This is a genomic window from Paenibacillus polysaccharolyticus (assembly GCF_023714295.1).
In the GTDB taxonomy this organism is placed as follows: Bacteria; Bacillota; Bacilli; order Paenibacillales; family Paenibacillaceae; genus Paenibacillus; species Paenibacillus polysaccharolyticus_A.
This window is the reverse complement of record NZ_JAMAUN010000003.1, coordinates 25500-52164: the sequence shown is the minus strand read 5'-3', so window position 1 is coordinate 52164 and position 26665 is coordinate 25500. Positions and strand designations below refer to the sequence as shown.

Sequence of the window (26665 nt, the reverse complement as noted above, 5' to 3'; positions counted from 1 at the left end):
GCGAAGCATATCATGTTACGAAGTTTTAGAGGATTCGGTATCATGCTGGTGGTGATCTGCATTTTGCTGGCGGCATGTTCCAGCGGAACCAAAGAGGAGACAACAGCGGGTATATCAGGAACTCAGAGTGAGGAAGCAACAAGTATAACAAAAGTTGAACCGAATAACAGTGAAACCAAAGTGGTGAAGGATCAGTTTGGAGAGGTGACCATCCCTGCCCATCCTCAAAATCTGGTTGTGTTTGATTCGATCTATGCCGAGTATTTAATTGAGATGGGAGTTACACCACAGATCGTATTGTACTCGCCAGAAGTCGAAGCGGAATATCGACCCGCCTATTTTAAAGAACACGGTGTTCAGACGATAGAAGTAGAACAATATCAATACAATTATGAGCAGTTGCTTGCATTATCTCCGGATATGATTCTTATAGCCGGCGAGGGTATGGAACAGGGCGTATACGACGAATTATCCAAAATCGCTCCGACTGTGGCACTGGATGCCAATAGTGAAATGGAGCGGGCGATGCCCAAATTAGCGGCCATCTTCGACAAGACTGAGGAATCTGCTAAGGTACTGGCCGAATTTGAAGAGAAGGCTGCACAGGCCAAAGATAAGATTGCAACTGCTCTGGGGGACAAGACGGTATTAGTCCTGCGTGTGGAGCACAATCGTTACCGTTTCATGGGTCCCAAAGGGGGAAGCAGCAGTGTCTTTTTCTATGAAACCCTCGGTTTAAACAGTCCGGAGGCCATTAAAGACTCTACAGATTGGTTCAGTCAGTTCTCTCTGGAATTTTTGCCTGAGTTGAATCCGGATTATATCTTCTTGGAAGACAGAACCCTCGTAGGTTATGACACGAAGAAATCCATGGAAGATCTGAAATCAAGCCAGGTGTGGGCGAATCTGAAGGCAGTTAAGAATGATCATGTTTTCCCGCTGAAAACCAGTGAATTTGTATCCGGTGTGGGTCCGATAGGTTCAGTTAAATTAATGGACTATGTTGTTGGAAAGTTGGTGCCTTAATGAATACTGAGAAGCAACTGGACATTTATGATATTACGATCGTAGGCGGTGGGCCTGCTGGAATGTACTCTGCATTCTACAGCGGAATGAGAGCCATGCGTACTAAAATCATTGAAGCCAAACAGGAACTCGGCGGATTTATGCGTACCTATCCAGAGAAGTTAATCTGGGATGTGGGGGGAATCGAGCCTGTACGTTGTGAGAAATTGATTGAATCTTTGGAGGTACAAGCGAGAACATTCGACCCCACTATTGTATTCGGCCAACAGATTGATCAGATGCATCGGCGTGAAGATGGTGTATTTGTGCTGACAACCAAGACGGGAGAGCAACATTACACACGCACCATCCTTTTATGTGCAGGTCGGGGAATGACACAGGTTCAAAAGCTGGACATTGAGGGTGCGAACCGTTATGAACTAACCAATCTGCATTACACGGTTACAGACGTTTCCCGTTTTATCGGCAAACGGGTTCTGATCTCGGGAGGTGGCGATTCGGCCATTGATTGGGCCAATGAAATAGCCAAAATTGCGAATGAAGTGATTGTGGTACACCGGCGGCATGAGTTCACTGCACATGAAACGCCAGTCGCCCAGATGAAAGCTCATGCTCAGGTCTTTACGCCCTATGGGATATCTCATTTATACGGTGCGGGTGACCGGATAAACCGTGTTGAACTCAAACATATGGAGACTGGGGAATTGAAACAGCTCGACATGGATGAAGTTATCGTGAGTCATGGGTATGATCGCGACTTCGGCAATCTGGTACAGTGGGGACTCGAACGTGAAGATTATGGGGTGAGCGTTGATGTGCGCATGCGTACCAGCATTCCAGGTGTGTTAGGAGCCGGTGACTTTATCACTTATGGAAGCAAAGTGCGACTGATCGCAGGAGCCTTTAACGATGCAGTGCTAGCAGTTAACAGTGCCAAGATGTATCTGGAACCTGCGGCATCCGATATGGCGGGTGTGTCTTCCCATAATGCCCGGTTCTTTGAGAAAAACAAAGCTATTGCCAACAGATAGACAGATCTATGTGTCTATCAGGAATAGGAGAGAGTGTGAGATTCATAGGATGAAAGTCAATATCCTTGCCAGCCACCCGAGAAGTTCTTGGTGTGGCTGGCAAGGTTTTTTTGTTATGTTTCAAGTTATATTGGCAAGTTAGATGCGGGATTGCAAGTTTAGGCGAATCGCCTGTTTTATTGATTGGAATCAAGGAAAGGGACATATTTTTCTGTCATTATGGAATTATAAATCATCCATGGGGGGCGCAGCGATGTTGGAATATACATTTGAGGATATGAGAAAGATGAATCGTGAAGAGCTGGGAAATATGGTGCCGCTGGAACTGTTTCGCACGATACGGTTAATTGGATTAAATCAGGGTTTGCCGATGGGCGGCAAAGGCACCACACTTACCATTGGACGTAAAATTGGAGAGAATCTGCCTGTACATACGGTCGAGGAATTATTGCAAATGTTTGAAGAACTGCGGATTGGTATTCCCCGGGTAATAGAAAGAAATGAGCATAAGATCATTGTTGCCGTGGATGACTGTTTCTGTAAAGGATTGCCTTCACTTGAAGATGAGAAAATGGTATGTGATCTGGAGGGGGCAATTCTCGAAGGGGCACTGACCAAGATGATGGAACGAAGGGTGACTGTAAAAGAAACCAAGTGTAACGTAAGCGGTCATGAACATTGCGAATACGAGATCAAGCTGTAATAACATGATATAATTATTTCAAGATGGCTCAATCAAAGAACCAAAAATGTGAATATATGGTGAAATGATCTATTGAATTCGTCCGGGATATCTCCTTTTCTTATATAATTAAAGCAATAAGAAAGGGGTTGCCTAATGAAAAAATCGTTATGGATTATTGCCAGTGTGGCACTTGTAATCGTACTCGGAACATACTTGATCGCCAATACGGCAGGCCAAAAGAAGACCGAACAGGCGGATGCACCGGATATCCGAAAGCTGGTTGAAGATATCAGTACAGGCCGAGAAACACTGCAGTTTGCTTCAATCAGTGCGACAACGTTAACCGTGACAGATTCAGGAAACCAGGAAATGTCCTACGATTTGCCCGAAGATGAGTTTTTCCTCTCCATTGCTCCTTATGTAGACCAGACACATCCCTGTGAGATTCATAGTTTAACGGGTTGCCAAGGAGAGATGGCGAATGAACCTTTCAGCGTGACGATACATGATTCCGAAGGCAACACCTTGATGAAAGGTGAAGTGTTGAAGTCCGGTGCCAATGGATTTATGGATTTGTGGGTACCACGTGATAGAACGTATTCAATCCGTATTGTTCACGGCGGAAAGGTGGCTGAAACACAATTGTCTACATACAAAACGGATCAGACCTGCATTACGACAATGCAGTTAATCTAAAGCCGAGTTTTAACCCGAATAAGTATCAAGCCAAGAATAGGCAGATCAACATAAGAACTAATGTTATAAAGATACGATAAAGACAAGGAAAGGCTGGCCTACAGGGCATGTCTTTCCTTTTTCTGATGTCATTAAAGAATGTGAAAATTATGAGGCAACGTTGACAAAAAAGAAGTTCATAGGTGATAATGATAATTGTTATCATATAAATACATACAAACATAGAGGAGATTAGAGATATGAAAAAAGGGTTACATGCACTTTTGATCATGATGGCATTTGTTTTAGTTCTGGCTGGATGCGGTAAGACGGATACAACGACAGAACCAACTAAAAATACGGTTTCGGGCGGTGCTCCTGCTGAAGAGTCTGCTGGATCGGTTACTGTCCAAGATAATCGTGGGGAATTTACATTAGACAAGCCGGCTAAACGTGTCGTGACATTGGAATGGACATATACAGAGGATGTTGTTGCTCTAGGAGTTCAGCCTGTCGGTAATGCAGATAATGCCAATTATAAAGTGTATGTAACGGATCAAGCGGCTCTGGATGATAGCGTTACAGATATCGGAACACGCAGTGAGCCGAATATGGAAGCTATTGCAGCACTCAAGCCGGATCTTATCATCGCTAATGCAGACAACAATTCAAACGTATATGAGCAGTTGAAAGCCATTGCTCCAACGCTGGAGTTTGATCCATATAACGGTGATGGTTATAACTATGACAAAATGACAACCATTTTTAATACGATTGCAACAGCTCTGGGCAAAGAAGATAAAGCAAAAGAAGTGCTGAACAACCTAGATCAGCATTATGTGGAAGCCAAAGAAAAACTGGCTGCAGCTGGAAAAGAAAATTTCCACTTTGTACTGACACAGGCATTCACGTATCAAAATGCAGCTTCCCTGCGTATGTTCAGTGACAATTCGGTTGTAGCGGGTACCTTGAACAAAATTGGGTTGGTGAATGATTGGCAGCCGGACAAACTTGAAAACTACGGTTTCTCCACGGTAGGTATTGAATCTTTATCGAAAGTACAGGACAGTAATTTTATTTATATTACGCAACCAGACGATGATGTATTTGGCACAGCGATGAAAGATAACTCGGTGTGGAACGGTCTGAACTTTGTAAAGGACAAGCGTATGTATCAATTGGGAAGTACGACATGGACATTTGGCGGCCCGATTTCTTCCAAAGTACTGGTTGACGGTGTAGTTGAGGCGATTACCAAATGAGTCTGACTCAACAAGGAACGAAGCCAGCCACGAACTGGCGTATGATAAGCATCTATGGGGGCGGTATAACCGCCCTTATCGTGCTTTTTTTTGTAAGTCTGTGTTATGGAGAAGCGGCCATTTCGTTGCAGGATGTTTGGGGCGCGCTTACAAACAGACAGGGTACGCTCGAACATAATATGATATGGGATTTGCGTATGCCGCGCACGGTGATCGGTATTCTGGCAGGAGGGGCACTGGCTGTTGCCGGGGCGTTGTTGCAGACCATTACCCGTAACCCGCTTGCAGCCTCAGACACGCTTGGAATTAATGCGGGCGCGTATTTTGTTGTGGTGCTTGGTGCCATTCTGTTTCCATCTCTACTTAGCCAGTCACCGTTTCTTTTTGCTGCTATGGGCGGATTGGTTGCAGCGTTCGCAGCTTATTTTATGGGCGGTGGGCGGACATCAACGCCGGTACGACTAGCATTATCGGGTATGATCGTGTCCATGGTGCTAGGTTCATTTACAAGTGCCTTGCATATTTTTTTCTCGATGGAAACTCAGGGTTTATTTCTGTGGGGTTCGGGAACCCTTGTCCAGAATGACTGGACAGGTGTGAACTACGTCTGGCCTTGGGTCACAGGCGTAACGCTGCTGGCTCTGATTCTATCCAAACAGTGGGATATGCTGGAGCTGGATGAATCAACCGCATCTTCTTTGGGCCAGAGAGTCGGACTTGCCCGAACAGGTGGGCTGATCATTGCCGTTATTCTGGCTGCCGTGATCGTCAGCGTAATCGGGCCCATCGGTTTTGTTGGTCTGGTTGCTCCACATCTGGTTCGTCTGAGTGGCGTTCGTTCCAATCGGCTTTTGATACCAGGTGTATTCATCTGGGGGGCAGCGTTGCTGGTGGGGGCAGATGTCATTGCCAAGATGATACATAACTCCAGTATGGAATTGCCAACCGGTGCCGTGATGGCGATTATTGGTGCACCATGGCTGATCTGGCTCGTGCTAACTCGCATGAAAGCAGGAAATGGTGCTGGCATGACGACATCGATGAGTACGGGTGGGCGAGTACGGCGTTTTGCCTTCACGCCTATGGCTATTCTGTTTTCTGCCATTACGATTATATTGCTGCTGCTCAGTACGATGTTCGGTGGAATGCGTATTCCACTAGCCGACCTGCTACCGAGTTTATTTCAGTCGGATGGGTTATTCTCCGGAATTGTACAGCTTCGAATCCCTCGTACCTTGGTGGCTGCAGGTGCAGGGGCGGCTCTCGCCATCAGCGGGGTGTTGATCCAGATGGCTGTACGTAATCCACTTGCTGATGCGTCGATTGTCGGTGTATCTTCCGGCGCGGGACTTGGTGCCATGATGGTGTTCATTCTATGGCCTGGACTGCCAATGTATGTGTTGCCTCTTGCAGCCATTGCAGGTGCCGCTATTGCCGCTGCAGTTGTATTCTCGTTTTCTTGGAAAAAAGGCTTGAATCCTTCCGCCGTTGTATTGCTGGGCATTGCCATGTCGGCTATTGCTGGCGCAGGTATACAGATTTTGATTGTACGCGGTGCCGTGTACGGTAGCAGCGGTTATATCTGGCTGACAGGCAGCACGTATGCCCGTACTTGGGACCAAGTCAAAGTGATCGGTATATTCCTGCTGATTTTGGTGCCAGTGGCCTGGTGGCTTGCCCGCAAGTTTGAACTGCTTGTCTTTGACGACAACAGCGCTTCAGGACTTGGGGTGAATGTACGTCGCACTCGCTTGATGGCAATGACTGTGGGAGTACTGCTCGCCGCTGGCGCGGTCGCTTGTGTTGGAACGGTTGGATTTATCGGTCTGATTGCACCACATATGGTCCGTTTGCTGACTGGACACAAACTGAGGCAGTCGATGTTTCTGTCCGCGCTGGCTGGAGCCGTGATGCTGGTACTCGCAGATACGATTGGCAGAACGGTAATGGCTCCAACGGAAATACCGTCAGGCATTCTCATTGCGATCATCGGTACACCTTACTTCCTGTATCTGATGTACCGATCGAACTGGCGCAAAGCAGTGAAATAAAGGTTGAAGTAGAAAAGCACCAAACCCGAATCAGAAGGGTTTGGTGCTTTTACTTTTGTTTCACAACAAATCTGTATCGCATATGCCATGTTAGCTCATCATAGCTCGTCAACCTGACTTTTCAGAAATCAGCATCCCGCTCGCTTCAACATAATGAAGGGCTTGTTGCAGTTGTTCCATATCCTGAACGAGAGCAAGTCTGACGTATCCTTCACCTGAAGGACCAAAGGCACTGCCTGGTGTAACAATGACACCTGCCCGTGTGACGAGATCGGTGGCAAATTGCTCAGACGTGTCGTAATGTGCGGGAATGCGTGTCCAGATGAACATCGTAGCTTCCGGTTTATTAATCGGCCAGCCCAGTTTGGCGAAGCCTTCGCAGAGCATGTCCCGTCGTTCTTCATAGATGGACCTTACTCGCTCAACATCACCTTGATCCCCTGAAATAGCTGCTATTGCTGCCTTCTGAATCGGTATAAACATGCCGTAATCCATGTTGGATTTCAGCTTTTTTAGCATGGAAACAACAGCCGAATTCCCCATGCAAAAACCGATGCGTGCTCCAGCTAAGCCGTACGTTTTGGACAGGGAGTTGAATTCAATGCCTACATCCATGGCACCGGGAAAGGCTAGAAAACTACCGCATGTTTGTTGGTCAAACACAAGCTCGCTATACGCATTATCATGAAGCACGATAATATCATATTTTTTGGCAAATGCGATCAAATCCTCATAAAAGGAGTCTGGAGCCATCGCTGTTGTTGGATTGTTCGGATAGGATACAAGCATAAATTTAGCTCGTTCAGCCACAGATTCCGGGATGTCCCGCAACTGGATAACATAGTTATGTTCCTCTTTTTGCGGCATGTAATACAACTCTGCCCCAGCCAGAAGAGGTCCATCCGCAAACACCGGATAACAAGGATCAGGTACAAGAACCAGGTCACCTTCATCAACAATCGAGAGGGAGATGTGCGCAAGTCCTTCCTGTGAACCAAGTAGTGAGCAGATCTCTGTAGCTGGGTCCAGCTCGACTTGATAACGTTGCTTATACCAGTCACTTGCCGCCTGAAGCAGATCCTTTTGATCGTTCACAGCATAGATGTAATTGGCCGGATCAGTGGCTGCTTCACCGAGTGCTTTCATAATGTGCGGAGCCGGCGGGATGTTGGGTGTTCCGACGCTAAGATCGATGACGGGTTGCCCGTTCTCCAACCGGCGGCGCTTAATATCCAGCAACTTGGTGAAGATGCCTTCACTAAAGTAATCCATTCGTTTTGCAAATCTCATGATAAGTCCATCAGCCTCCAGTGCTCTTCGTACGCAACTCTTTTAATAATAAATGGATCGCGTACAAAAGAGAAGAGCAGGAGGGCAGCAAGGCTTATTTCACTTTAAAATGACTTAGTTCTTCCTGCAATTTGGCAGACAGTTGATTCAACTCATTGGACAGATCGGCGACTTGTTGAATACTTTCCAGTTGTTCCTGTGTGCTTGCGCTGACTTCTTCCGTGGAGGCAGAGTTCTCTTCCGTAGTGGAGGAGATAATCTCCAGCGCCTGGAAAATCTCATCTTTGTGCTGATGCACACTAGAGGTGCTGTTCGTGATCTGTGCCATACGCAGCTTCAGTTCTTCCAAATCTTTATTGATGTTGTAGAACACCTGCTTGGTATCTTCTACAGATTTGGTATTCTCTTCGGCAATTTTCATTCCTCGCATCGTGTGTTCTACAGACAAGGATGTTTTCTCTTCGATGACACTTACTTTTTTGTTAATTTCCTCTGTAGCCTGAGCTGTTTGTTCTGCCAGTTTGCGAACTTCTTCTGCAACGACAGCGAATCCCCGGCCATGTTCCCCGGCGCGTGCAGCTTCAATAGAAGCATTGAGGGCAAGCAAATTGGTCTGAGAAGCAATTTGTTTTACCGTATCTACAAAACTGGAAATTTCATTCCGGCTCTGATCAATCTCTTGAATAATGGAGGAGATGGATTGAGTAGAACTGTGGTTCTCCGCTGACCATTTGGACAATTGTTCCACAACCGCAAGTCCTTGACCGCTCTGATCAACAGAGGTCTGCACCATGGAACCCATCGCTTGGGCGTCTGCAGCAATTTCATCAATTTGGCTTGATAATGAGCTTGTTTTACGTAAAATGTTCTCCGTTTCAATCGACTGATAATTAGTTGCATTCGCAATCTCGTTGATCGCCGTAGATGTATCGTTCATGGTTACAGCGGTTCTGGAAGATATCGACTGCAAGTCATTGGATGAATGATTCAGCACTTGAGCTGAATTGCCAACAATCTTTAACATGCCTTGAATCTTCTGCACCATGGAATTGAGACCAGTTGCAATTTGTCCAATCTCATTATTGGATTTGATATCCAGTTCAACGGTTAAATCACCTTGCTCAATCTGTTTGATCTTACTAAGTAGCTGCGGGATGGTGCGCAATAGACGACGAAGCGTAATGTAACTGATAATGACCAAAAGAATTGCAGCTGCAGCAAAACCGCCAAGGGTAATCCAGGTGAATGTTCTGAGTTCTGCTAAAACTTCTTTCTCCGTAATCGTCAGACCTACGGACCATCCCGTGTCTTTACTGGTTGCATACCCGACGTAACGACGTTCCCCATTGTCGTTGATCAGCTGTATACCGGATTCACCAGCGATCATTTTTTTACCAACTTCTCCCATATCACCTGTAGTGTTCTTGATATTTTCCTTCAGAATTTTACTCTCGTCCGGATGATACAAAATATCCCCACTCTTGGATAACAATATGGAATACCCGGTGCTACCCAGAGAGTAACTCTCCATAATACTCGGAATGTTACTAAACAGAATATCTGCTGCGGCAAAACCGATCATGTTGTTGTTATCATCCTTGATTGGATAAAAAATACCCATGAGTACTTTGCCTGCAGAAATGTCAATGTACGGATCGGAAAAGTAGAGTCCATCGGCGTCTTTTACCGGTTGGTAGTAAGGACGTGCCTGGATATCGAAATCCGGTGCGGAAACGACACCGTCATTTTGTAGCCAAAAGCCTTTACCATCCATGCCAGCAATCCAAGCATCGTTGAAGGAGGGCTCTGCCTCTACAATCTTAGCCAGTGTATCCCTTGTTTCTGCAGCATAAGTAGAAGTGGCTGCTTCTGCGGCTGATTTCGTTGTTTCTATGTATTGCCTGAATAATTTGTTAGTGGACATTTGTTTGACCAATGAGCCTTTTTCTTTAAATAGAGCATCGAACTCACTGACAATCGCTTGCGTTTTGGTCTGGAGCATGGATTCCTGCTGTTGAACCAGAATGTTTCGTGTAGTTGTGAACATGAATGTTCCGAGCACAGCGAATACGACAACAATAATGACGAGCAGTACAATAGCCAGTGTGTTCGCCATACTGGATGTACGAGGTCCTTTTTTCCCCCACTTTTTAGAAATGCTTGACATGTTCCATCTCCCCAGATTCTTAATACGAAGTTCTCAACTTCTGAGTTATATGTCGGCATATAATATAGATTTGTGTATATTTTTGTCGAATTAAAAAAGAATTAATGAAAAAGCCAGAACCATAGTTGGGTGGTTCGCTCAGGGAATGCCATGGAATGAAGAAAAATGAACCCAGCCGTGCAGCATGTGTGCCGCAGGGTGACGGTTCATTTCCGTGTTGGCGTGGATACGTATGAGGATTTGGCCGAATTGGACATGAACGTTTTCGCAGCCAGGCCTGATCTGATTCTTCATATTTCGAATGCGGATCCTAAAGCGGAGTATCCACCGAGCTTTCTTGGGCGATTAGCGCAGTTAAAACATGTATCCGCTCTACAGCTGGACTGTGCACAGGTGCAGGATCTGACGATTCTGGGAGCATTGAAGCAACTGGTATTTCTGAGAGTGAATTCACCAGCCCAAGCAATCGATCTGAGTTTTATCGAGCACTATCAAAAGCTAACGTATCTTGAACTGCACGGTAAATGTAGAGGTCTGACCGCGATAAGAAAATGTCAAAGTCTAGAGACCGTCGTTCTGAATTGTCCGGTGGACTATCTTGAGATTTTAACAGAATTGCGGAAACTACAGTATGTGTCCCTTGATCATTGTGAGTTAAAGAGTGAGCTTGATGTACTGGCACAGTCCACCATTCGGATGCTCAAGCTTAGCTCGGTGCGGAAACTGATGAGTATCCAGGGACTAGAGCAGATGCACGGACTTGAGTATTTGCATGTATCCTTGCCGAAGCTGGAACAATGTTGTGATTTCTCGCAGATGCCCCGGCTCAGACAGCTTGAACTGGTTTACATGAAATCGCTTCAAGATATCGAGTGTTTATGGACAGCCCGTGCACTGGAAGTCTTGGAGCTGAAAGAGATCAATACAGCGATCAAAGCCGCTTCATTTGTTAGACTGGCAGAGCTTGAGCGGCTTCGGCAGGTGGATTTCCGCTTTATTGACTTTAATAAAGGGCGCATTGCAGCCATACGTGAACAGCTGATCCAACAGGGGAAGTCACATATTATCTATGAACATATTCCTGAACAACAACGAGTACAATCGATGGCGATCGAACATTTATCTCAATATTTAATGTGAAGAAACGCGTATTCAATACAATAAATCAATCCTTTGTACTACGTATTCATATCCGTAAGAGCAGGGACGTTAATCTCTTTTACACACGCCGCTCTGGACAAGCTAACGATACACTGCACGATGGACACCATATCTTGAACAGGAATGCGTGTCCCGTCATACTCTGACAACGCACGTTCCATTCCATCTTCGTAGGGAATCTCTGCTGCCAGTTCTCCCGGATTAATGCACGTTACGGCGATGTGATCCCGCCGGGTATGTTCTCTCAATGCTTCTGTAATTCCACGAATCGCAAACTTGGAGGCAACAAAAGAAACCTGAGTATTCCCCGCATTGCTTAGGCCTGCTGTAGAGCCGATGAGAATGATCTTGCCTGCGGCAGACTTGCGAAGCTGAGGCAGTAGAGCTTGGATGCATACAATGGTGGACGTTATATTCACATGGATCAGCTCTTGAATATCGGAAGGTTCATCCTGATCAAAGGTGTAGTGTTCCTCAAATCCTTCCTTTTCCCAAATCCCTACGTTATATATAAGCACATCCAACGTTTCGCTACGTAGCTGCTCTGCAATCTGTTTGGCAGCCTGAAGCTCCGAGAGATCGGCCTGAATCCATACGCGTTGTACACCGTCCTCCCGTTGCAGACTTTCTGGTTTGCTGCGGGATACAACCCACACTTTATCTCCTGCCTGCGGCACTCCGCGGACAAATGCGTCCCCCAATCCTTTACTAGCACCGAATACAATATATTTTTTCATATGTAAAATCCCCCTGACGATACAGATTGGATTCATACTCAAGTGTCCTGTAGGCTATAGCAAAAGAGTTACTTCAAATGAGTAAGGTATAAGAGGAATCCAACCTATATCAAAATTAATAATGATAAGGATAGTTTACTACATAGGTGGGATATGGAAGGTGAAGGTTACATGAGGGATGCTTCATTCGTAGAGCATCGTTTGTTCATCTATAGAAGGGCAGGGCTAAGGGGCTGTAAAATAACTTAATCTATATTATCATCGGATAACAAAACAATGTCTTCACCGCGTTGCTGTCTTAGCGCAATATTTTCTCTTCCCCAGGTACACATCACATCCACAATCGTATTTGCTGTCACACCATATTCCGTAAGACTATACTCCACCTTGGGCGGCATTTGCTGATACACATGTCTTGTGACAAGACCATCGCGTTCTAGTTCGCGTAATCGTTGAATCAGTACTTTTTGGGAAATGCCGGGCATGCTGCGCTCTAATTCTCCTGTTCTTTTGACACCAGACATTAATAAACAGATGATGATCGCTTTCCACTTGCCGCCAATGATTTCGAGTGTGGCTTCAATGCCCAAACGATACTCCTTCATACATATCACCTCGTTGTATTTATACGTATTTACAGGGATAGCTATTTATTTTCTCACAGTTACAAAGCAGAAGTCCATACACACCTTGAGGTAAGTATCTTACTTCATTGTGTGTATTTTCTTTTGAGGTGACCGGGTGGATAATGGTTCGTAATTAAGGAAAGAAATCAAACGGTTTTGGAGAGAGGAAGGCATGCAATGAAAACACTGGTTATTCTGGCACATCCGAATATGACAACTTCAAGAGTAAATCTTCGCTGGAGAATGGAGCTGGAGCAGCATGCAGATGAGGTGCATATTCACGAATTATACGAGACTTATCCTGATTGGAACATCGACGTTGCTCATGAGCAGAAGTTACTGGAGACACATGATCATATTATCTTGCAGTTTCCGTTCTATTGGTACAGTTACCCGCCGCTACTCAAAAAATGGCTGGATGATGTATTCACGCATGGATGGGCTTATGGATCGGAGGGTAACCGATTGCATGGAAAGCGGATGGGACTGGCAATGACAATCGGAGATCAGCGGGAGAATTACGCAACAGGGCAGTCGGTAGGTTTTAGTGTCGAAGAATTGATTGCACCGTTCAAGGCAAGTATGAATCATGTAGGCGTTACGGCACTGCCGCATTATGCTGTCTTTGGTGCCTCATTCCAGGCAAGTGATGAAGAGATTGACCAAAGTGCTGAAGCGTATATCCAATATATTAAAGCGTTCAAGTGAGATGTTTCCGTAAAAATAATGAAAATGACCTGGCTCCGCATATAGCGGAATTCCAGGCCACAGTTGTACTTCAAGTGTACTTCAATTCGCAGTACTGATCCTAAAGATCAGCAGTACGTTCATCACGCTTACTCCACACGGAAGAAGTCAAAATCAGCATAGCCTCCGGTGGATTTGGTAGCGTAGTTAAACAATGCAAAGCGATAACCCATAAAGTGTGGCAACGTATACGACATCTGTAGCGTATTGCCAATGGTTGTCCAGTTGGTCCCATTCAGACTATAGGAAAAATAGGCTTTATCTGTCTGATTGGTGAAGTCACAGATAACCCGCAGATAAATTTTGCTCTGGTTCAGGGGCACACTTGCCACTTCGGTCATCGTGCCGGAACTGGCGTTTGTCATAACGATGGACTTGGTATTGCCTGTCATCTTGATGCCCACAAAGCCATATCTGGCCTGAAAAGCGGCTAGGCCGGCATAATCGCCATCCTTCATACCTGCCGTTTCCAAGGCGGTAATGCCTGTACTTTTTGGCCCAAACGTGCGTTGTGTCAACGTATTGCGAGCCTCCAATATATTTTTGCTGAGCTTGCCTGTGGTCAGCCGCATGAAACCTGGACGCTGACTCAAGGACCATTTTGACGGGTCAGGATTGTGATTCCACTGCCAGAACTTCGAGAGAGTAGATGTACCCGAAGGCGCATTAAACTCATCTGAACCGAAGATTTTAGCGGCTGGTTGTCCTTCCACAGGCATGTTCATCGTCAATGGAACTTTGCCATTCACCCCGAATACGGGCCAGTTATCCGACCAGGTTACCGGTACCAGATATGGAATGCGTCCAACGGCTCCTCGATCCCGAAACAGGAAACCATACCATGCACCAGAAGCGGTATCCACGACACCTCCTTGTGCGATGCCCGAATCTCTGAGCACCACTTTGCCGGTATAGGGCCCTGTCAATGAGTTTGCGCGATAGGCGAGCTGGATTCGTCCATCACCTGAGGGCCAGGCAATCAGGAAGACGTAATACATGCCGTTAATCTTCTGAATGTGCGCGCCTTCAGCTTTTACAATCATATTGGAGCCAGCGATATGACTAGCATTCGGGATCAGCACCTGATTCAGACCTCCGGATTTCACAGCTTTGGCATCAGGTGTCAACTCGACGATGCTGATGTTATCACTGCCATGCACAAGAAACGTACGGTTCCCATCGAAAAGCAGGGATGGATCATGGTAATAACTGTTCAACGTGTAAGGCGTCCATGGTCCTGTTTCGATGTTGCTGGTCTGATAGATGTAAGTTCTTCCTGTGGAAAGCGAACCGAATGCGACGTAATAGGTACCATTGTTGTAACGGAGGCTACTGGCCCAAGATCCGCGCCCATATTCGTTCTGACCGTTATTCAGGTTCTGTACATCACCGTTGCCAAGTGTGTCATACACATAGTTCACAATGCTCCAGTTGACCAGATCGGTTGACTTCATGACAGGAACGCCCGGATTCATATGCATGGTGGTACTGGTCATATAAAAGGTATTGCCCACGCGGATGACATCGCTGTCCGGCACATCTGCATAGATGACCGGATTGTTAAACGTTGCCGCAGAGGCAGACTGCGGCGTCAATGGCAACGATGCTAGCAGCAGAGGAAGTGTGAGCAGGAGCAAGCCGAATTTTTTCCACATAACTAATCCTCCTGGAATATCAAAATCCACAGAAAATGGATAAATTGATTACGAAATTTCAAGATAATCGATGTAAGCATCCCACGTACCATTATCCGTTGTCACGACCAGTTTAATTTCTTGATTCCCTGTGGCATGTGTGATGTTTGGCAAAGTTTGCACCGTTGGCTGTGTCCCGGTAAAAAAGAATGAACCAGCTGTTACCCCACCAATAACGAGATCAACCCGGGCTGTACTATTGTTGTTGGAAGCCCCGCGAAGAGAGAACTGATGTGTAGGGTTAGCAAAAAATTGATTGTACGACGCAGAATCATTATTCGCATAGAGTGCCACGCCAGTAAATGGAGAACTAATCAACCCGGCATATTGACCGGCAAGGGCCATGCTCTCCGCTTCAACGCGAGTCACGTTTGGATTGGGATTCGGGTTCGGATTTGGATTGGGGTTACCACCGGAACCGGAAGTAAACTGCCAGTAATCCAGATTGAACAGATTTCCGTTACCTGAGCCCGTAAACACCAGATACAGATGATGACGACCGGTTGTATTGGTGATATTGGTTTCGATCTCACGCCAGTTCTGCATGCCACCCGTCGAAGTGACGTTAAGCGTGCCGATCAGTGTACCTGTCGGGCTGCCAAGGCGGAGTTCGATATTACCATTTCCAGTAGAAGCTACGTTGGCCTTGAATTTCGATGCACCTGTTGAACCAAAATCCACATTACTTACAGCAACCCAGTCCCCATTATTGATATTCGTCACATTTTGGTTAGCCGTTGGTCCGCCGCTTGCTTGAGTCGGCTGTGTATTGATGCCGGCTTGCCATGCAATCGTCTCGGCTTCCACTCTGTTATACGGATTAAGGTTAGCTGTCTGAGGAACACCGGTCATGTTACCCTGTACTTCCTGAATCGATCCGTCCGCGTTATGCGTCAGTCTGTTGATATGGGTAGAACGGTATCCTTTGCCATCACCGAGGAAGGCTTTGCTTACGGTTTGTGCATGATACGCGACATACCACTGGTTATTGAACTGGAATACGGCATGGTGGTTGTTACCACCTACACCGAAGAATGTCCCCGGGTTTTTGAGGAAGTGTCCTTTGTATGTGAAAGGCCCCATTGGGCTGTCACTTACCATATATCCGATTTCACCTTTTGGGTAGGCTGCCGGATGGTTTCCAGCAAAGTTGATGCAATACGAGTAGTAGTATTTGCCGTTGTATTTATGAATACCTGAATCTTCGAACATGTAAGGTGCATCAATAGTCGTGGCGCTGCCAACCACACTGGTCATGTCGGCACCAAGACGAATAACTCGTGCTGTTTTTGGATTTGCAATGGAAGCTGCATTATTTTCATTCGGAATACCGCCACCTGCATACAGATAAGCAGAGCCATCGTCATCAACAAGTACAGCCGGGTCAAAGAGCCAAGTCACGCCCGACATCCCAGGAGTCCCATGGGTAACAAGTGCACGTCCGATTGGATCAGACCATGGGCCGATCGGAGAATCAGCAGTCAGAACACCGATACCTGCACCCGAGTTGGCGAAATACAAGAAAAATTTATCTTTGCCTGCGATCGTTTTCTTGGCCATTGCTGGCGCCCAGGATTGGCTTGCCCATCTGGCAATGCCTTGTCCATTGTTGGCATTGTTCGCACCGGCTACCGGAATGTAGCCGTGGTCGGTCCAGTTCACCATGTCAGCCGAGGAGATCACGCTGATTCTGCCGATGGTGCCGTAGTTGTTTTCGCGAACAGATCCGTCGTTGTTGTAGAGGTAGGTATCCCCTGTCATATATACGTAGACTCGGTTGTTGTGAACGAGCACGTAAGGGTCAGCTCCCAATTTGTGATCGACGAGCGGATTGGCATTTACAGGCGTTTTGGCAACAGCATTATTTGCTGCATAGCTTGACTCGGCAGGTAGAGTGGAAAAAATCAAAATTAGTGACATCAGCAGAGCTAATGGTTTACGGATCTTCATACGTTCGCCTCCATTGAATTAGTGTGGGATAGTGTTATTGGGTGTTACGCTAAATGGTTGAACAGAGCTGTTGGATGAGAGTTACAGTGAGAAGAAAAAGAAGAATGATGAGTTAATGTTCTTTATTACACCTCCTTTCAAAGATGAGATGGATTGAATCGTTCATGATTGTGATCTATGGCTTAAGCCATACAACCTGTACAGAGAATAGCTATCTACTGTAGCAAGTTGACAGCGGTAACCCAGGAATAGGGTGGGGGAAGTACGAACTCGTGTGTGAAAAAGTATATAATTTGTCCTGTTGTGTAATGTAATCGCTTTCAATAGAATGGTTTTAAAAAGAAAAAAACAGAGTTGTGACTCGTTTTATGTAATTATTTTTCATTTTTGTTTAAAAATGTTTTTTTGTATTTGACGATATCATATCACATTTCTGCCACAATACAATCATTTTCTATCAAAATTTGTAAGAAAAAGTTGGGTGGAGGTTTATTCATTTGTAAGAGTGACATCAATAAGATGTATCCAATGGTGGCCGTAGCTCCTTCATTTCATGAGGAACGGTCATTTTTGGGTTGAAATAAACACGGATTATACATATTTGCAAGCTCTGTATGGATGAAGTTTTAGGTGTTAATGGCACTTATGGCTTGATAATGGTGAACTGTCCCCTGTCTATGGTCCACACCGCTGATCTAGTGAATGAATATGACTAATATGTGATCCGTGATGTCAAGTAATGCTAGAGTAAGAGGTTCACAAAAGGTGGGATGGGAAAATGGCTATATTATCAACTGGACCGATCGAAAATAATGCCGTTTCCGGGGTCAGACCGACACAACAGGTAACGATCAGATTGGTGAGTCGGGCTGCTGTAGATGCGGTAAGTGTATCCGTTCAGGGTTATGTGCTGAGTACAACAAGAACGCTGTATGTAAGTGAAGTGATCAGTATTGCACCTAATGAAGCAGTGACCCGAAATTATTTTGCAAATCTAGATGCTTTTGAATTTGTGTTTGGATTAAGCGATGAACGAGTGGGAGACGTCGGAATTTCAGTGTGGGGCAAAGATTCGTCAGGTCAATTGGTGGATGCACACCGGGTAGTGGAGCACGAACAAACAGTTAAAGATCTGTAGAAAATACTTTTTTCGAAAGAAGGGAATGTAGCGATGAGCTTTTTATCGACAGGGCCGATCGAAAATAACGCTGTTAGTGGTGTTAGACCAACTCAATCCGTAACGGTTAGAATTGATAACCGCAGTGAAGTTACATCCTCAACTGTACAGATACAAGGGTATTATATGAGTGGCGGATTAAGAGTTTTGTATGTCAGTGAATCTTTGGACATCGCACCAAATCAAGTGATAACGAACAACTATTTTGCCAATCTGGATGCCTTTGAATTCACGTTTACTACTACAGCGACGGTTAATGATCCTCTTCAAGTCTCTGTATGGGGAAAAAGCAGCACAGGCTCTTTGGTAACAGCACATCGTTTAGTTTCTTCTGAGTTGCTGGGGGAAACTCCGAGTATGACAGGAGTCACAGGCGCAACCGGTGCTACGGGAGCAACGGGTGTGACTGGAGCTCAGGGAGTAACCGGAGCGACAGGTCCGACTGGTGCAACGGGGGGAACCGGGGCGACAGGTCCAGCAGGAGCAACCGGTGGAGCTACAGGAGCAACAGGAACAACGGGTGCAACCGGAGCGACAGGTCTAGCAGGAGTAACGGGCGCGACCGGAGCGACAGGTCTGGCAGGAGTAACGGGCGCGACCGGAGCAACAGGTCTGGCGGGAGTGACTGGTGCAACCGGAGCAACGGGTCTGGCAGGAGTAACGGGCGCGACCGGAGCAACAGGTCTGGCGGGAGTGACTGGTGCAACCGGAGCAACGGGTCTGGCAGGAGTAACGGGTGAGACCGGAGCAACAGGTCTGGCGGGTGTGACTGGTGCAACCGGAGCGACAGGTCTAGCAGGAGTAACGGGCGCGACCGGAGCAACGGGTCTGGCAGGAGTGACGGGTGAGACCGGAGCAACAGGTCTGGCAGGAGTGACGGGTGCGACCGGAGCAACGGGTCTGGCAGGAGTGACTGGCGCAACCGGAGCAACGGGTCTGGCAGGAGTGACGGGTGAGACCGGAGCAACGGGTCTGGCAGGAGTGACGGGTGTGACCGGAGCAACAGGTCTGGCAGGAGTGACTGGCGCAACCGGAGCAACAGGTCTGGCAGGAGTGACGGGTGCGACCGGAGCCACAGGCCTGGCGGGAGTGACGGGTGCGACCGGAGCAACAGGCCTGGCGGGAGTGACTGGTGCAACCGGAGCGACAGGTCTGGCGGGAGTAACGGGTGCAACCGGGGCAACAGGCCTGGCAGGAGTGACGGGTGCAACCGGGGCGACAGGACTTGCAGGAGTAACGGGTGCAACCGGAGCAACAGGTTCTGGTGCTATTATTCCTTATGCATCAGGGTTACCAGCTTCGTTGACTACGGTGCTCGGCGGACTTTTGAATACCTCCAGCTTGGTTGGTTTTGGTAATAATGCATCTGGAGTGACGATTAATGGAGGAATCATTGATCTCACAGGCGCTGCCGGAACCTTGCTTAACTTTGCGTTCTCGGCATCACGAGCAGGAACGATTACTTCACTGGCTGCTTATTTCAGTACAACAGCTGGACTCAGCTTGGTTGGATCTACAATAACGATAACTGCACAATTATTCCGTTCAACTACACCGAACAATACGTTTACGGCTGTACCGGGAGCACTTGTAACTTTGGCACCGGCACTGACTGGCGTATTGTCATTAGGCACGATCTCTAGCGGGTTAACTACAGGTTTGAGTATCCCGGTAGCCGCGGGTGACCGTCTGCTTATGGTCTTCTCTGCATCAGTAACGGCCGGAATTGATGTGGCTTCAACCATTGCCGGATATGCAAGCGGCGGCCTTACCATCACTTAATGAAATCTTTTACAATTTCTCAATTCAGAACACACAAAAAAGAACCTCTTGCCTTATAGGCGAGAGGTTCTTTTATCTACGTAGACTGATACTTCTGCCCATCTCATTTACATGCTGGAGATGTAGTTATTTTGTAACGGAGATTCCACTTGAGAAGTGCGATAAGTTAATTTGACGCACAATGAGAACGGAAAGCATGCCAGAATGTAAAGTAAAATGATTGTTCTATTTAGGAATCCAATTTACAATAGCCAATGTAGCAAAAATACATATTTTAGGGAGAAGAAGATGAGAAGAAGATGGCTGATAGCGTTATTAAGTGTAATCATGTTATTTGGCGTTGTACCTGCATACGGGGCTGAAGATTCAGGAGAATCTCTAGTATGGGAGGGGTATAATCCGCATACTGAATCGAGTGAAATTTATCTAACAGCGTCTACAAGCAACGATACCACAGTAATATTTACCTTTCCGAGTGAAATTCGAGGTTCGAAATTGGTGGGAGAGTGGGTGTATTTTTTGCTATTGGACGGGACATCCGAGTCATTTGCTCACATTGCTAAAATTAAAAAGGATGGCTCAGCCTTCACTTATGTAAGTAAGGATGCAGATTATATGGATTTTCAGATTGTAGGAGATACGATTTATTTTTCAAAAAGGAAAAAAGACATGGATGTTGATGCGCCAGTATCCTTTGGTTCAATGAAAATGGACGGTACAGACGAGAAGATTATCCAAATTAATTCTCATCTCAAGGTAGCTGGAATCAAAAAGCTTTTTGTGATTCATAAAGGATACATATACTACGCTGACCGCAATAACGGAAAATTATATCGTATGAAGTTAGACGGTACGGGAACTAAAGTTATTTCGTCAGGATATGTAGATAGCATAGAGATCTATGGCGACATTCTATTTTTTGCAGAGCATGGGTCCAAAAATGATAAAGGTGTTTTAGTAGATTTGAAGAGTACAAAGAGAAAAGTTTTTTTATCAGATAGTCATATTGAACCGCTAAGATATGACAATAACAAGTTCTACTATTTAATCTGGGGAAGTACAGAAAATTATATATATGTATTTGATCGCTATTCGGGTAAAAAAAATAAGTTGTTTTCTTTGCGAAAAGATGATTATTTTTTGGGGAATTTTGGAGAGGATTTCGTATTCGAATCTTATTCAAGAGGATTTGCGTTTAAAGTAGGGTATAATGGGAAAATAAAAAATAAATACTGGTAGCCATTTTCATAGAAAAAGTGAAGCTCCTAGCTACTAAAGTCTACCTTGCTTAGATTTGCTTTTTGGCACCGTGTTCTAGAACAATGACTTCTCTTTCTATGTGACAATTTACCATATATCATAAAAGGAAACAGGGATCTCTTGCCGATCATGGCTTGAGGTCCCTGTTTATGTGTCAGTATACGAATTAAGTCATTGTTATTCGATTGGAGAGTAACAAAGCCCATAAATTGCACTTTATTGATCAATTAACGGTACAGCTTCAATTCGGCAATAGACCACCACCACTCGGGATTTTCCACAGTCAAAGCGATTTTGATATATCGTGCCCGCTGGTTCGTGAACATCACGGAGATTACAGGATCGCTTCCCGAAGCATCTGAAACCAAATTCCATTGTTCGCCATCCGTTGAAGAGAGGATATTAAAACTGCGTGCATAGTCTTTGGTACTGCTACCTGAGTCCATAGTTAAACGGCTGAAATCCTGGATGCTTCCCAGATCGACCTGAATCCACTGGTCTGTTTGTTGTCCAGATCCGGAGGTCCAGCGTGAGTTCAGATCATCATCCAGCAGTGCGCTAACGTCTTCAGACGTAGAAGCAGTAACTGTCCAAGACGTCCGATCCAGTTCAGTAGGTAACCAATGATCCTGTTCTCCGGGTGTCCATGGCGTCTGATCAGCGGTATAAACTGCGATTTCAGCTACAGACCACCAGTGGGAATCCGTTCCGGTCTGAACTATTTTGATATAGCGAGCCTCACGGGGAGCAAAAGCAATAGAGAGCACGGCATTTTGCCCTTCACCCGCTACCAAAGCTTTACCCCAATCCGTGCCATCCAGAGAGGTGTATACTTCGTAACCACGAGCATAATCGTCACTGCTGTGAGCACTATCCAGTACAATCCGGTTCACAATCTGTGAATTACCCAGATCCAGCTGAATCCACTCGCCGCCTGTTTGTGTCTGGCCCGAAGTCCAGCGTGTTTGGTCTGAGCCATCCAGTACCGCCATTGCAACTTCATCACCGGAAGATGCTAAGACGGACCAACCATCTGGAATCAGACGTTTTTGTTTTCCTGTTCCATAGTGCTGAACGAACAACTCAGAGATCGACCACCATTGGTCGGATTCACCCGTCTGCATGATCTTCACATAACGTGCCTGTTGCTCAGGGAAGGAGATAGAAAGACGTCCTGACGTTCCTTCGCCTCCAGCAATAGAGGTTCCCCAGTTCTGCCCGTCATCGGAAACAAAAATGCGATATTGCCGCGGATAGTCATCCTTCGCGTTCCCCGGGTCCAGCTCTACCGCGTCAAAAGCACTCGTTTGCCCAAGATCAATCGTAACCCACTGTCCCTCCGTTTGCTTTCGTCCGTTCGTCCATAATGTGTCTCGTTTTCCATCCAGCATGTAAGCTGTGACATCCGTCCCTTGTGTGGAGGAAGCAGTCACGGTCCAGGTTGACCGATCGGGCAACGGGGCTGGAGCTGGATTTGGATGCTCAGGTGCTTGGGACAATTTCCCAAATCGGGCGAGCTTGAGTTCCGAGACGGACCACCAACTGTCTGCCGGAGCAGTCAAAACAATTTTGATATAACGCACAGTCTGCATCCCCAAATCAACGGACAAGCTCGGCGATGTTCCTGTTCCCTGTGCAATCGGCTTGCTCCAGTTCTCATTGTCTTTCGAAACGTAAACTTCATACCCGTGGGCATAATCACCCCAGTTATTGCCGGAGTTCATAAAGAGAGTATCCATCATCTGCTCGCTGCCCAGATCAATATGGAGCCAGTCTCCAGGCTGTTGCGTTTGTCCAGATGACCAGCGGGTAGCCAAATCTCCGTCAATCATGCGTTCCACTGCTTCCGAACTGGAAGAGGCGGTAATCGTCCATGAGCTGCGATCCAGATAAGTGACGCCTTGTGAAGCATCCGGCTGCTTGACTACCGTATTTTCTAATGGATTGACCTTTACTTGAGCCTTCGCATAGACGGTAGCTGAACCCAAAGCCCCGCTGGCATTATAAAATCGAACCGTTTTGGCGGTATCGGACGGATTCCAGATTTGCGCTGTGTAGACGCCGTCCTTTTCGTAGACGGTTACTGCCGGAGAATCAGCCCAAATATCCATTGTACGTGTTCCCGTGGATGCCATACTATGCATGAACCAATAGGCGTTAAAGACTTCATTTTGCTGCATGTCTTTCGTATTCCACTTCGCAAGAGCAGCCTCCGGGTCCCCAATGGATTGGAAAGGCCAGATGATGTGCTGCCATGTGCGCTCCTGCTGACCACCCAGATCCTTGATCAGACCGTTGTAAAGTGCGGCGGTATTCTTCGGATCACGGCCATAATAGGTCATCCACTCCGCCGGCGGCAGCCAATGAATGCCGTAAATATGCTCTGCGTCGTTGGAAAAGTACGTGCCATACAGGTAAGCACTGCCGTAGACATGCCCTACGGTAGCGTGTTTGTATCCTTCCAGCCAATTGTCTCCATCGTAGTTGAACCAATATTGCTCAGCCGCTTTTTCTTCGGTGACAAAGCCCCAGATGCCTGTATCGCGATAGGCTTTATTCCCTGTTACCTCGCCCCACATATATTGCCCGACCCAGCTGAACAGAGCTTCGCCTGCCGCTTCCTGATTGTTTCCGCTGCGATTGTCGGCATAACCGCCAGCCCAGGAATGACCTGAATAGGGATCAAAATTACGCATCCATGGGAATTGATCATCTGTACGCGAAGGGTTGGCATAATCTCGGATCAACAGTTCAACCATATCTCCATAATCCTCTACAAATGTTGGATCATACATAGCCAGCACTGCAGATGCAAAGACGTAATAGCCATACGTAAAATGATGATCCGTCAGCCCAGTATTGACGCCGAACCCGCTTCCGTAAGGGAAGATCGTCCCCCATTGCTCCGAGTAATAAAAATAATAGGAGTGCAGACGTTCATCTGGCGAATAGGTGTACCAGTCTGTCAAAATGTTTCTTAACAGGGACAGGTAGTTGTCCCGACGTTCGTGATCCCCAAGCTGGTCGCTAATGAGTACACCCAGCGCAAGAGGATGAAGCTTTTTCCCCTGCCAGTAGGGATCTTCGCTCATTAAATTGCCTGACGTATCTGCATCAAGCTGATCCAGATAGCTGATTAATTGCGCGCGTGAGTATGTCGGATCATCCGGCTCCACGAATTGCGGAATAATGCCGTAGAAACGATCCTGTGTCGTAAAGCTGTTGCCTTCGCTTACTTTCATCATCCCGCGAATGGAAGGATAAGTGAGCTCCGTAAGTGGAGTTGTTGCAATTTTCCACTGGTGCGGGAACAAAGCCATTAATGTGCTGGTGGAAAAGTTGGCACGCTTCGTTTGTGTAACGGAGCTAAAGGTCGTTGTAACTTGGGAAGTGCTCTCGTTGTAGTTGTAATCAACCTTCGTATCGGTCACAAAAGCATAGGCATGCTGATAATAGTATGCTAATTCTGATGCAGACGGCAGGGTAGCCAGCGACAAATAATTTTCGTTTGATCCCAACTTGATCTTAAGTGTATTGCCAAGCTTTATAAGTGTGGTACCCTCTGGTGCATAAAGGCCGTAGTTTCTTGTAAAGGTTTGGGGCGAAGGAGCCCTGTCTTGATTGGTGACTTCTATACCGATATGATCTCCCGTCCATGATTCCCCGTCCTTGAGCATAATCTCACGGTTTTGATCATCAAAAAGACGTGTGATGTTCGGTGAACGGAGCAGGATCGTGTCCGGATTCTCGAACGTGTTGTACAGGAAAGGGGAGCCTTTGACAAAGGTTGTACTGATCTTCGCCTTGTCGTCATCACTCATGATGATGTTAGCGGAGTAATCCCCGTACCCTGCTACCTTGGTATTAACCTTAGCTGGGTTTATATTGTTTGTAGTCAGGATAAGGTCTGCTTCACCATCGGCATCCATCGAGTTGCCGTCAGCAGAAAGGTATCCCGCACCAGGATTCAAAACATGAAGCCCCTGCTTGGTGTAGCGATTTTTGAACGGGAGTGTAACCAGGCTGTTCCCATCGCCTAAATCCGAAACGAGAATCGATTGCCACCAGTCATTAGATGGAATCGGAGCGGTAATGTCGGCTGTGCGATTTTTCGGGTTTTTCGGTTGTAGCATCGTGATGTCATTAATGGCATAACTGCCGGCCCCAACCTGTACTGAGCTCATCTCCGGGATAGCCGGAATGGTGTAGACCGGTTGTTCATCACCTTGAATATACTCATATACATCAAAGGCATAGAGCGAATATCCGTTGGTTGTACCTCGGCCAAGTCCTGCGAACTTTACATATCTGGCTTCTGCATATACAGGAATGTCATCTCGTCCACCATTACTGTGTAACTCCCGAAACAACGTAGTCCATTGCTTTGCGTCATTGGATACCTGAATGTCATAAGCGCGTCCAAACGCATTTTCCCATTGTAGCGAAATTCCTCCGATTTCATGACGCTCGCCAAGGTCCACAATAATCCATTCCTGATCCTTGTAGATGGAAGACCAGCGTGTACCCGGGTCACCGTCTGTCACATTGCGAGCTTCATAGTTTCGCTTTTCCATCTTGGCCTTATCTTCGGCGGAGCGGCTAGGTTCGTCAATCTCTTCCGATGAAGCCATGACCGTTTTACCAAGGGCAAGGTTGGTAGCAACCGGTTTCGGAGGTGGATTTGCTCCGCCCGTTCCATACACATTGAACGCGTACAGAGATACACCGTAGGCTTGCTGTGCTCGTTCATGACTGAACAAACGTACGTATCGTGCATTTGCGGAAACCTCAACTTCCGTCATACCGCCTTGACCCTTCGTTGTGGAGTATACTTGCGTCCAGTTCACCTCGTCATCGGACACTTCAAGGTCGAAGGCGGAAGCATAAGCATTTTCCCACTCAATCGAGATGTTCGAGATGGAAGCCACTGCACCCAAGTCAACATAGATCCACTGAGGGTCTTGCTGCCAAACACTTTCCCACCGGGTATTTTTGTTGCCATCCACGGCATGATCGGCTGTATTTCCGCCAAGGGATGAGGAACTATAGACCGGTCTGTTCAGCGACAAGAGATATGACCCTTCTGCTGCAGCGTTTGCTGTGTTGCTGGGCCATAGCGGCACACTGCTAATCAACAATAGCATAGATAACAGCAAGTTCACGCAGATGTTGCGTTTGTTTCGTTTGTGACTCGTTCGTCCCTTCACATCTTCGTCTCCTTTGTTAGCTCTTGTCTTTCCATTAGACAGAACTTTCTCTTTTTCCTAACAACCTGTTATATGTATGATTCTGTTCTCCCGTGCCGCATTCCTGAGATCGATTTCAGGTTGCAATCATGGGATAT

General features: G+C 46.6%; 18 protein-coding genes. 11 read left to right on the top strand and 7 right to left on the bottom strand.

The window, feature by feature from the left end; all coding sequences use genetic code 11:
- The first annotated feature begins 12 nt into the window (after nt 1–12).
- The 6 genes from M3629_RS11180 (at nt 13) to M3629_RS11155 (ending at nt 6730) form a co-directional block, all read left to right on the top strand.
- Nucleotides 13–1026 (top strand): ABC transporter substrate-binding protein, encoded by a 1014-nt coding sequence (locus tag M3629_RS11180; RefSeq protein ID WP_251505953.1) that lies wholly within the window; start codon nt 13–15, stop codon nt 1024–1026.
- Entirely contained in the window at nt 1026–2057 is a 1032-nt protein-coding gene (locus M3629_RS11175; RefSeq protein WP_251505951.1) for an NAD(P)/FAD-dependent oxidoreductase, read from the top strand. The genes M3629_RS11180 and M3629_RS11175 overlap by 1 nt, the downstream gene beginning before the upstream one ends.
- A 253-nt stretch (nt 2058–2310) precedes the next feature.
- Nucleotides 2311–2760, top strand: a complete 450-nt coding sequence (locus tag M3629_RS11170; protein ID WP_251505949.1) for a V4R domain-containing protein — start codon at nt 2311–2313, stop codon at nt 2758–2760.
- Between the two features lie 135 nt (nt 2761–2895).
- Nucleotides 2896–3438, top strand: a complete 543-nt coding sequence (locus M3629_RS11165) for a CueP family metal-binding protein (RefSeq protein WP_251505947.1) — start codon at nt 2896–2898, stop codon at nt 3436–3438.
- A gap of 239 nt (nt 3439–3677) precedes the next feature.
- Nucleotides 3678–4679 carry an ABC transporter substrate-binding protein gene (locus tag M3629_RS11160; RefSeq protein WP_251505945.1) on the top strand — a complete coding sequence of 334 codons (1002 nt, stop codon included), beginning with the start codon at nt 3678–3680 and terminating at the stop codon, nt 4677–4679.
- Nucleotides 4680–4681: 2 nt separating this feature from the next.
- Nucleotides 4682–6730 carry an iron ABC transporter permease gene (locus M3629_RS11155; protein ID WP_435368213.1) on the top strand — a complete coding sequence of 683 codons (2049 nt, stop codon included), beginning with the start codon at nt 4682–4684 and terminating at the stop codon, nt 6728–6730.
- 108 nt (nt 6731–6838) lie between these two features.
- On the opposite strand, the gene M3629_RS11150 is transcribed toward M3629_RS11155, so the two are convergent.
- Both M3629_RS11150 and M3629_RS11145 read right to left on the bottom strand, forming a co-directional pair.
- Nucleotides 6839–8020 (bottom strand): aminotransferase class I/II-fold pyridoxal phosphate-dependent enzyme, encoded by a 1182-nt coding sequence (locus M3629_RS11150; RefSeq protein WP_251505941.1) that lies wholly within the window; start codon nt 8018–8020, stop codon nt 6839–6841.
- 94 nt (nt 8021–8114) lie between these two features.
- Nucleotides 8115–10187, bottom strand: a complete 2073-nt coding sequence (locus M3629_RS11145; protein ID WP_251505938.1) for a methyl-accepting chemotaxis protein — start codon at nt 10185–10187, stop codon at nt 8115–8117.
- 165 nt (nt 10188–10352) lie between these two features.
- Between M3629_RS11145 and M3629_RS11140 the strand changes: the two genes are divergently transcribed.
- Nucleotides 10353–11327, top strand: coding sequence for a hypothetical protein (locus tag M3629_RS11140; RefSeq protein ID WP_251505936.1), 975 nt, complete (start codon nt 10353–10355; stop codon nt 11325–11327).
- Between the two features lie 38 nt (nt 11328–11365).
- On the opposite strand, the gene M3629_RS11135 is transcribed toward M3629_RS11140, so the two are convergent.
- Nucleotides 11366–12085, bottom strand: a complete 720-nt coding sequence (locus M3629_RS11135; protein WP_251505934.1) for an SDR family NAD(P)-dependent oxidoreductase — start codon at nt 12083–12085, stop codon at nt 11366–11368.
- A gap of 245 nt (nt 12086–12330) precedes the next feature.
- Nucleotides 12331–12690 (bottom strand): winged helix-turn-helix transcriptional regulator, encoded by a 360-nt coding sequence (locus M3629_RS11130; protein WP_251505931.1) that lies wholly within the window; start codon nt 12688–12690, stop codon nt 12331–12333.
- Nucleotides 12691–12888: 198 nt separating this feature from the next.
- Between M3629_RS11130 and M3629_RS11125 the strand changes: the two genes are divergently transcribed.
- Nucleotides 12889–13419, top strand: coding sequence for an NAD(P)H-dependent oxidoreductase (locus M3629_RS11125; protein ID WP_251505928.1), 531 nt, complete (start codon nt 12889–12891; stop codon nt 13417–13419).
- 128 nt (nt 13420–13547) lie between these two features.
- On the opposite strand, the gene M3629_RS11120 is transcribed toward M3629_RS11125, so the two are convergent.
- Together M3629_RS11120 and M3629_RS11115 are read right to left on the bottom strand one after the other, a co-directional pair.
- Nucleotides 13548–15113, bottom strand: a complete 1566-nt coding sequence (locus tag M3629_RS11120; protein WP_251505925.1) for a glycoside hydrolase family 43 protein — start codon at nt 15111–15113, stop codon at nt 13548–13550.
- Nucleotides 15114–15161: 48 nt separating this feature from the next.
- The gene (locus M3629_RS11115; RefSeq protein WP_251505923.1) at nt 15162–17102 is read right to left on the bottom strand and encodes a carbohydrate-binding protein; all 1941 of its coding nucleotides are present in this window, start codon (nt 17100–17102) and stop codon (nt 15162–15164) included.
- Nucleotides 17103–17880: 778 nt separating this feature from the next.
- On the opposite strand from M3629_RS11115, the gene M3629_RS11110 reads away from it, so the two are divergent.
- From M3629_RS11110 to M3629_RS11100, 3 genes are all read left to right on the top strand, one after another.
- Nucleotides 17881–18240, top strand: a complete 360-nt coding sequence (locus M3629_RS11110) for a hypothetical protein (protein ID WP_251505920.1) — start codon at nt 17881–17883, stop codon at nt 18238–18240.
- A gap of 33 nt (nt 18241–18273) precedes the next feature.
- Nucleotides 18274–20061: an exosporium glycoprotein BclB-related protein gene (locus M3629_RS11105; RefSeq protein WP_251505917.1), complete on the top strand. Its 1788-nt coding sequence runs from the start codon at nt 18274–18276 to the stop codon at nt 20059–20061.
- Nucleotides 20062–20349: 288 nt separating this feature from the next.
- The gene (locus M3629_RS11100; RefSeq protein WP_251505915.1) at nt 20350–21300 is read left to right on the top strand and encodes a DUF5050 domain-containing protein; all 951 of its coding nucleotides are present in this window, start codon (nt 20350–20352) and stop codon (nt 21298–21300) included.
- Nucleotides 21301–21548: 248 nt separating this feature from the next.
- On the opposite strand, the gene M3629_RS11095 is transcribed toward M3629_RS11100, so the two are convergent.
- Nucleotides 21549–26528: a discoidin domain-containing protein gene (locus M3629_RS11095; RefSeq protein ID WP_251505912.1), complete on the bottom strand. Its 4980-nt coding sequence runs from the start codon at nt 26526–26528 to the stop codon at nt 21549–21551.
- Nucleotides 26529–26665: the final 137 nt, after the last annotated feature.

What these genes read in the sequence shown, in the direction of transcription:
- M3629_RS11180 (WP_251505953.1), top strand. Translation starts at nt 13, where the DNA reads ATGTTACGAAGTTTTAGAGGATTCGGTATCATGCTGGTGGTGATCTGC.
- M3629_RS11175 (WP_251505951.1), top strand. Translation starts at nt 1,026, where the DNA reads ATGAATACTGAGAAGCAACTGGACATTTATGATATTACGATCGTAGGC.
- M3629_RS11170 (WP_251505949.1), top strand. Translation starts at nt 2,311, where the DNA reads ATGTTGGAATATACATTTGAGGATATGAGAAAGATGAATCGTGAAGAG.
- M3629_RS11165 (WP_251505947.1), top strand. Translation starts at nt 2,896, where the DNA reads ATGAAAAAATCGTTATGGATTATTGCCAGTGTGGCACTTGTAATCGTA.
- M3629_RS11160 (WP_251505945.1), top strand. Translation starts at nt 3,678, where the DNA reads ATGAAAAAAGGGTTACATGCACTTTTGATCATGATGGCATTTGTTTTA.
- M3629_RS11150 (WP_251505941.1), bottom strand. Translation starts at nt 8,020, where the DNA reads ATGAGATTTGCAAAACGAATGGATTACTTTAGTGAAGGCATCTTCACC.
- M3629_RS11145 (WP_251505938.1), bottom strand. Translation starts at nt 10,187, where the DNA reads ATGTCAAGCATTTCTAAAAAGTGGGGGAAAAAAGGACCTCGTACATCC.
- M3629_RS11140 (WP_251505936.1), top strand. Translation starts at nt 10,353, where the DNA reads ATGAACCCAGCCGTGCAGCATGTGTGCCGCAGGGTGACGGTTCATTTC.
- M3629_RS11135 (WP_251505934.1), bottom strand. Translation starts at nt 12,085, where the DNA reads ATGAAAAAATATATTGTATTCGGTGCTAGTAAAGGATTGGGGGACGCA.
- M3629_RS11130 (WP_251505931.1), bottom strand. Translation starts at nt 12,690, where the DNA reads ATGAAGGAGTATCGTTTGGGCATTGAAGCCACACTCGAAATCATTGGC.
- M3629_RS11125 (WP_251505928.1), top strand. Translation starts at nt 12,889, where the DNA reads ATGAAAACACTGGTTATTCTGGCACATCCGAATATGACAACTTCAAGA.
- M3629_RS11120 (WP_251505925.1), bottom strand. Translation starts at nt 15,113, where the DNA reads ATGTGGAAAAAATTCGGCTTGCTCCTGCTCACACTTCCTCTGCTGCTA.
- M3629_RS11115 (WP_251505923.1), bottom strand. Translation starts at nt 17,102, where the DNA reads ATGAAGATCCGTAAACCATTAGCTCTGCTGATGTCACTAATTTTGATT.
- M3629_RS11110 (WP_251505920.1), top strand. Translation starts at nt 17,881, where the DNA reads ATGGCTATATTATCAACTGGACCGATCGAAAATAATGCCGTTTCCGGG.
- M3629_RS11105 (WP_251505917.1), top strand. Translation starts at nt 18,274, where the DNA reads ATGAGCTTTTTATCGACAGGGCCGATCGAAAATAACGCTGTTAGTGGT.
- M3629_RS11100 (WP_251505915.1), top strand. Translation starts at nt 20,350, where the DNA reads ATGAGAAGAAGATGGCTGATAGCGTTATTAAGTGTAATCATGTTATTT.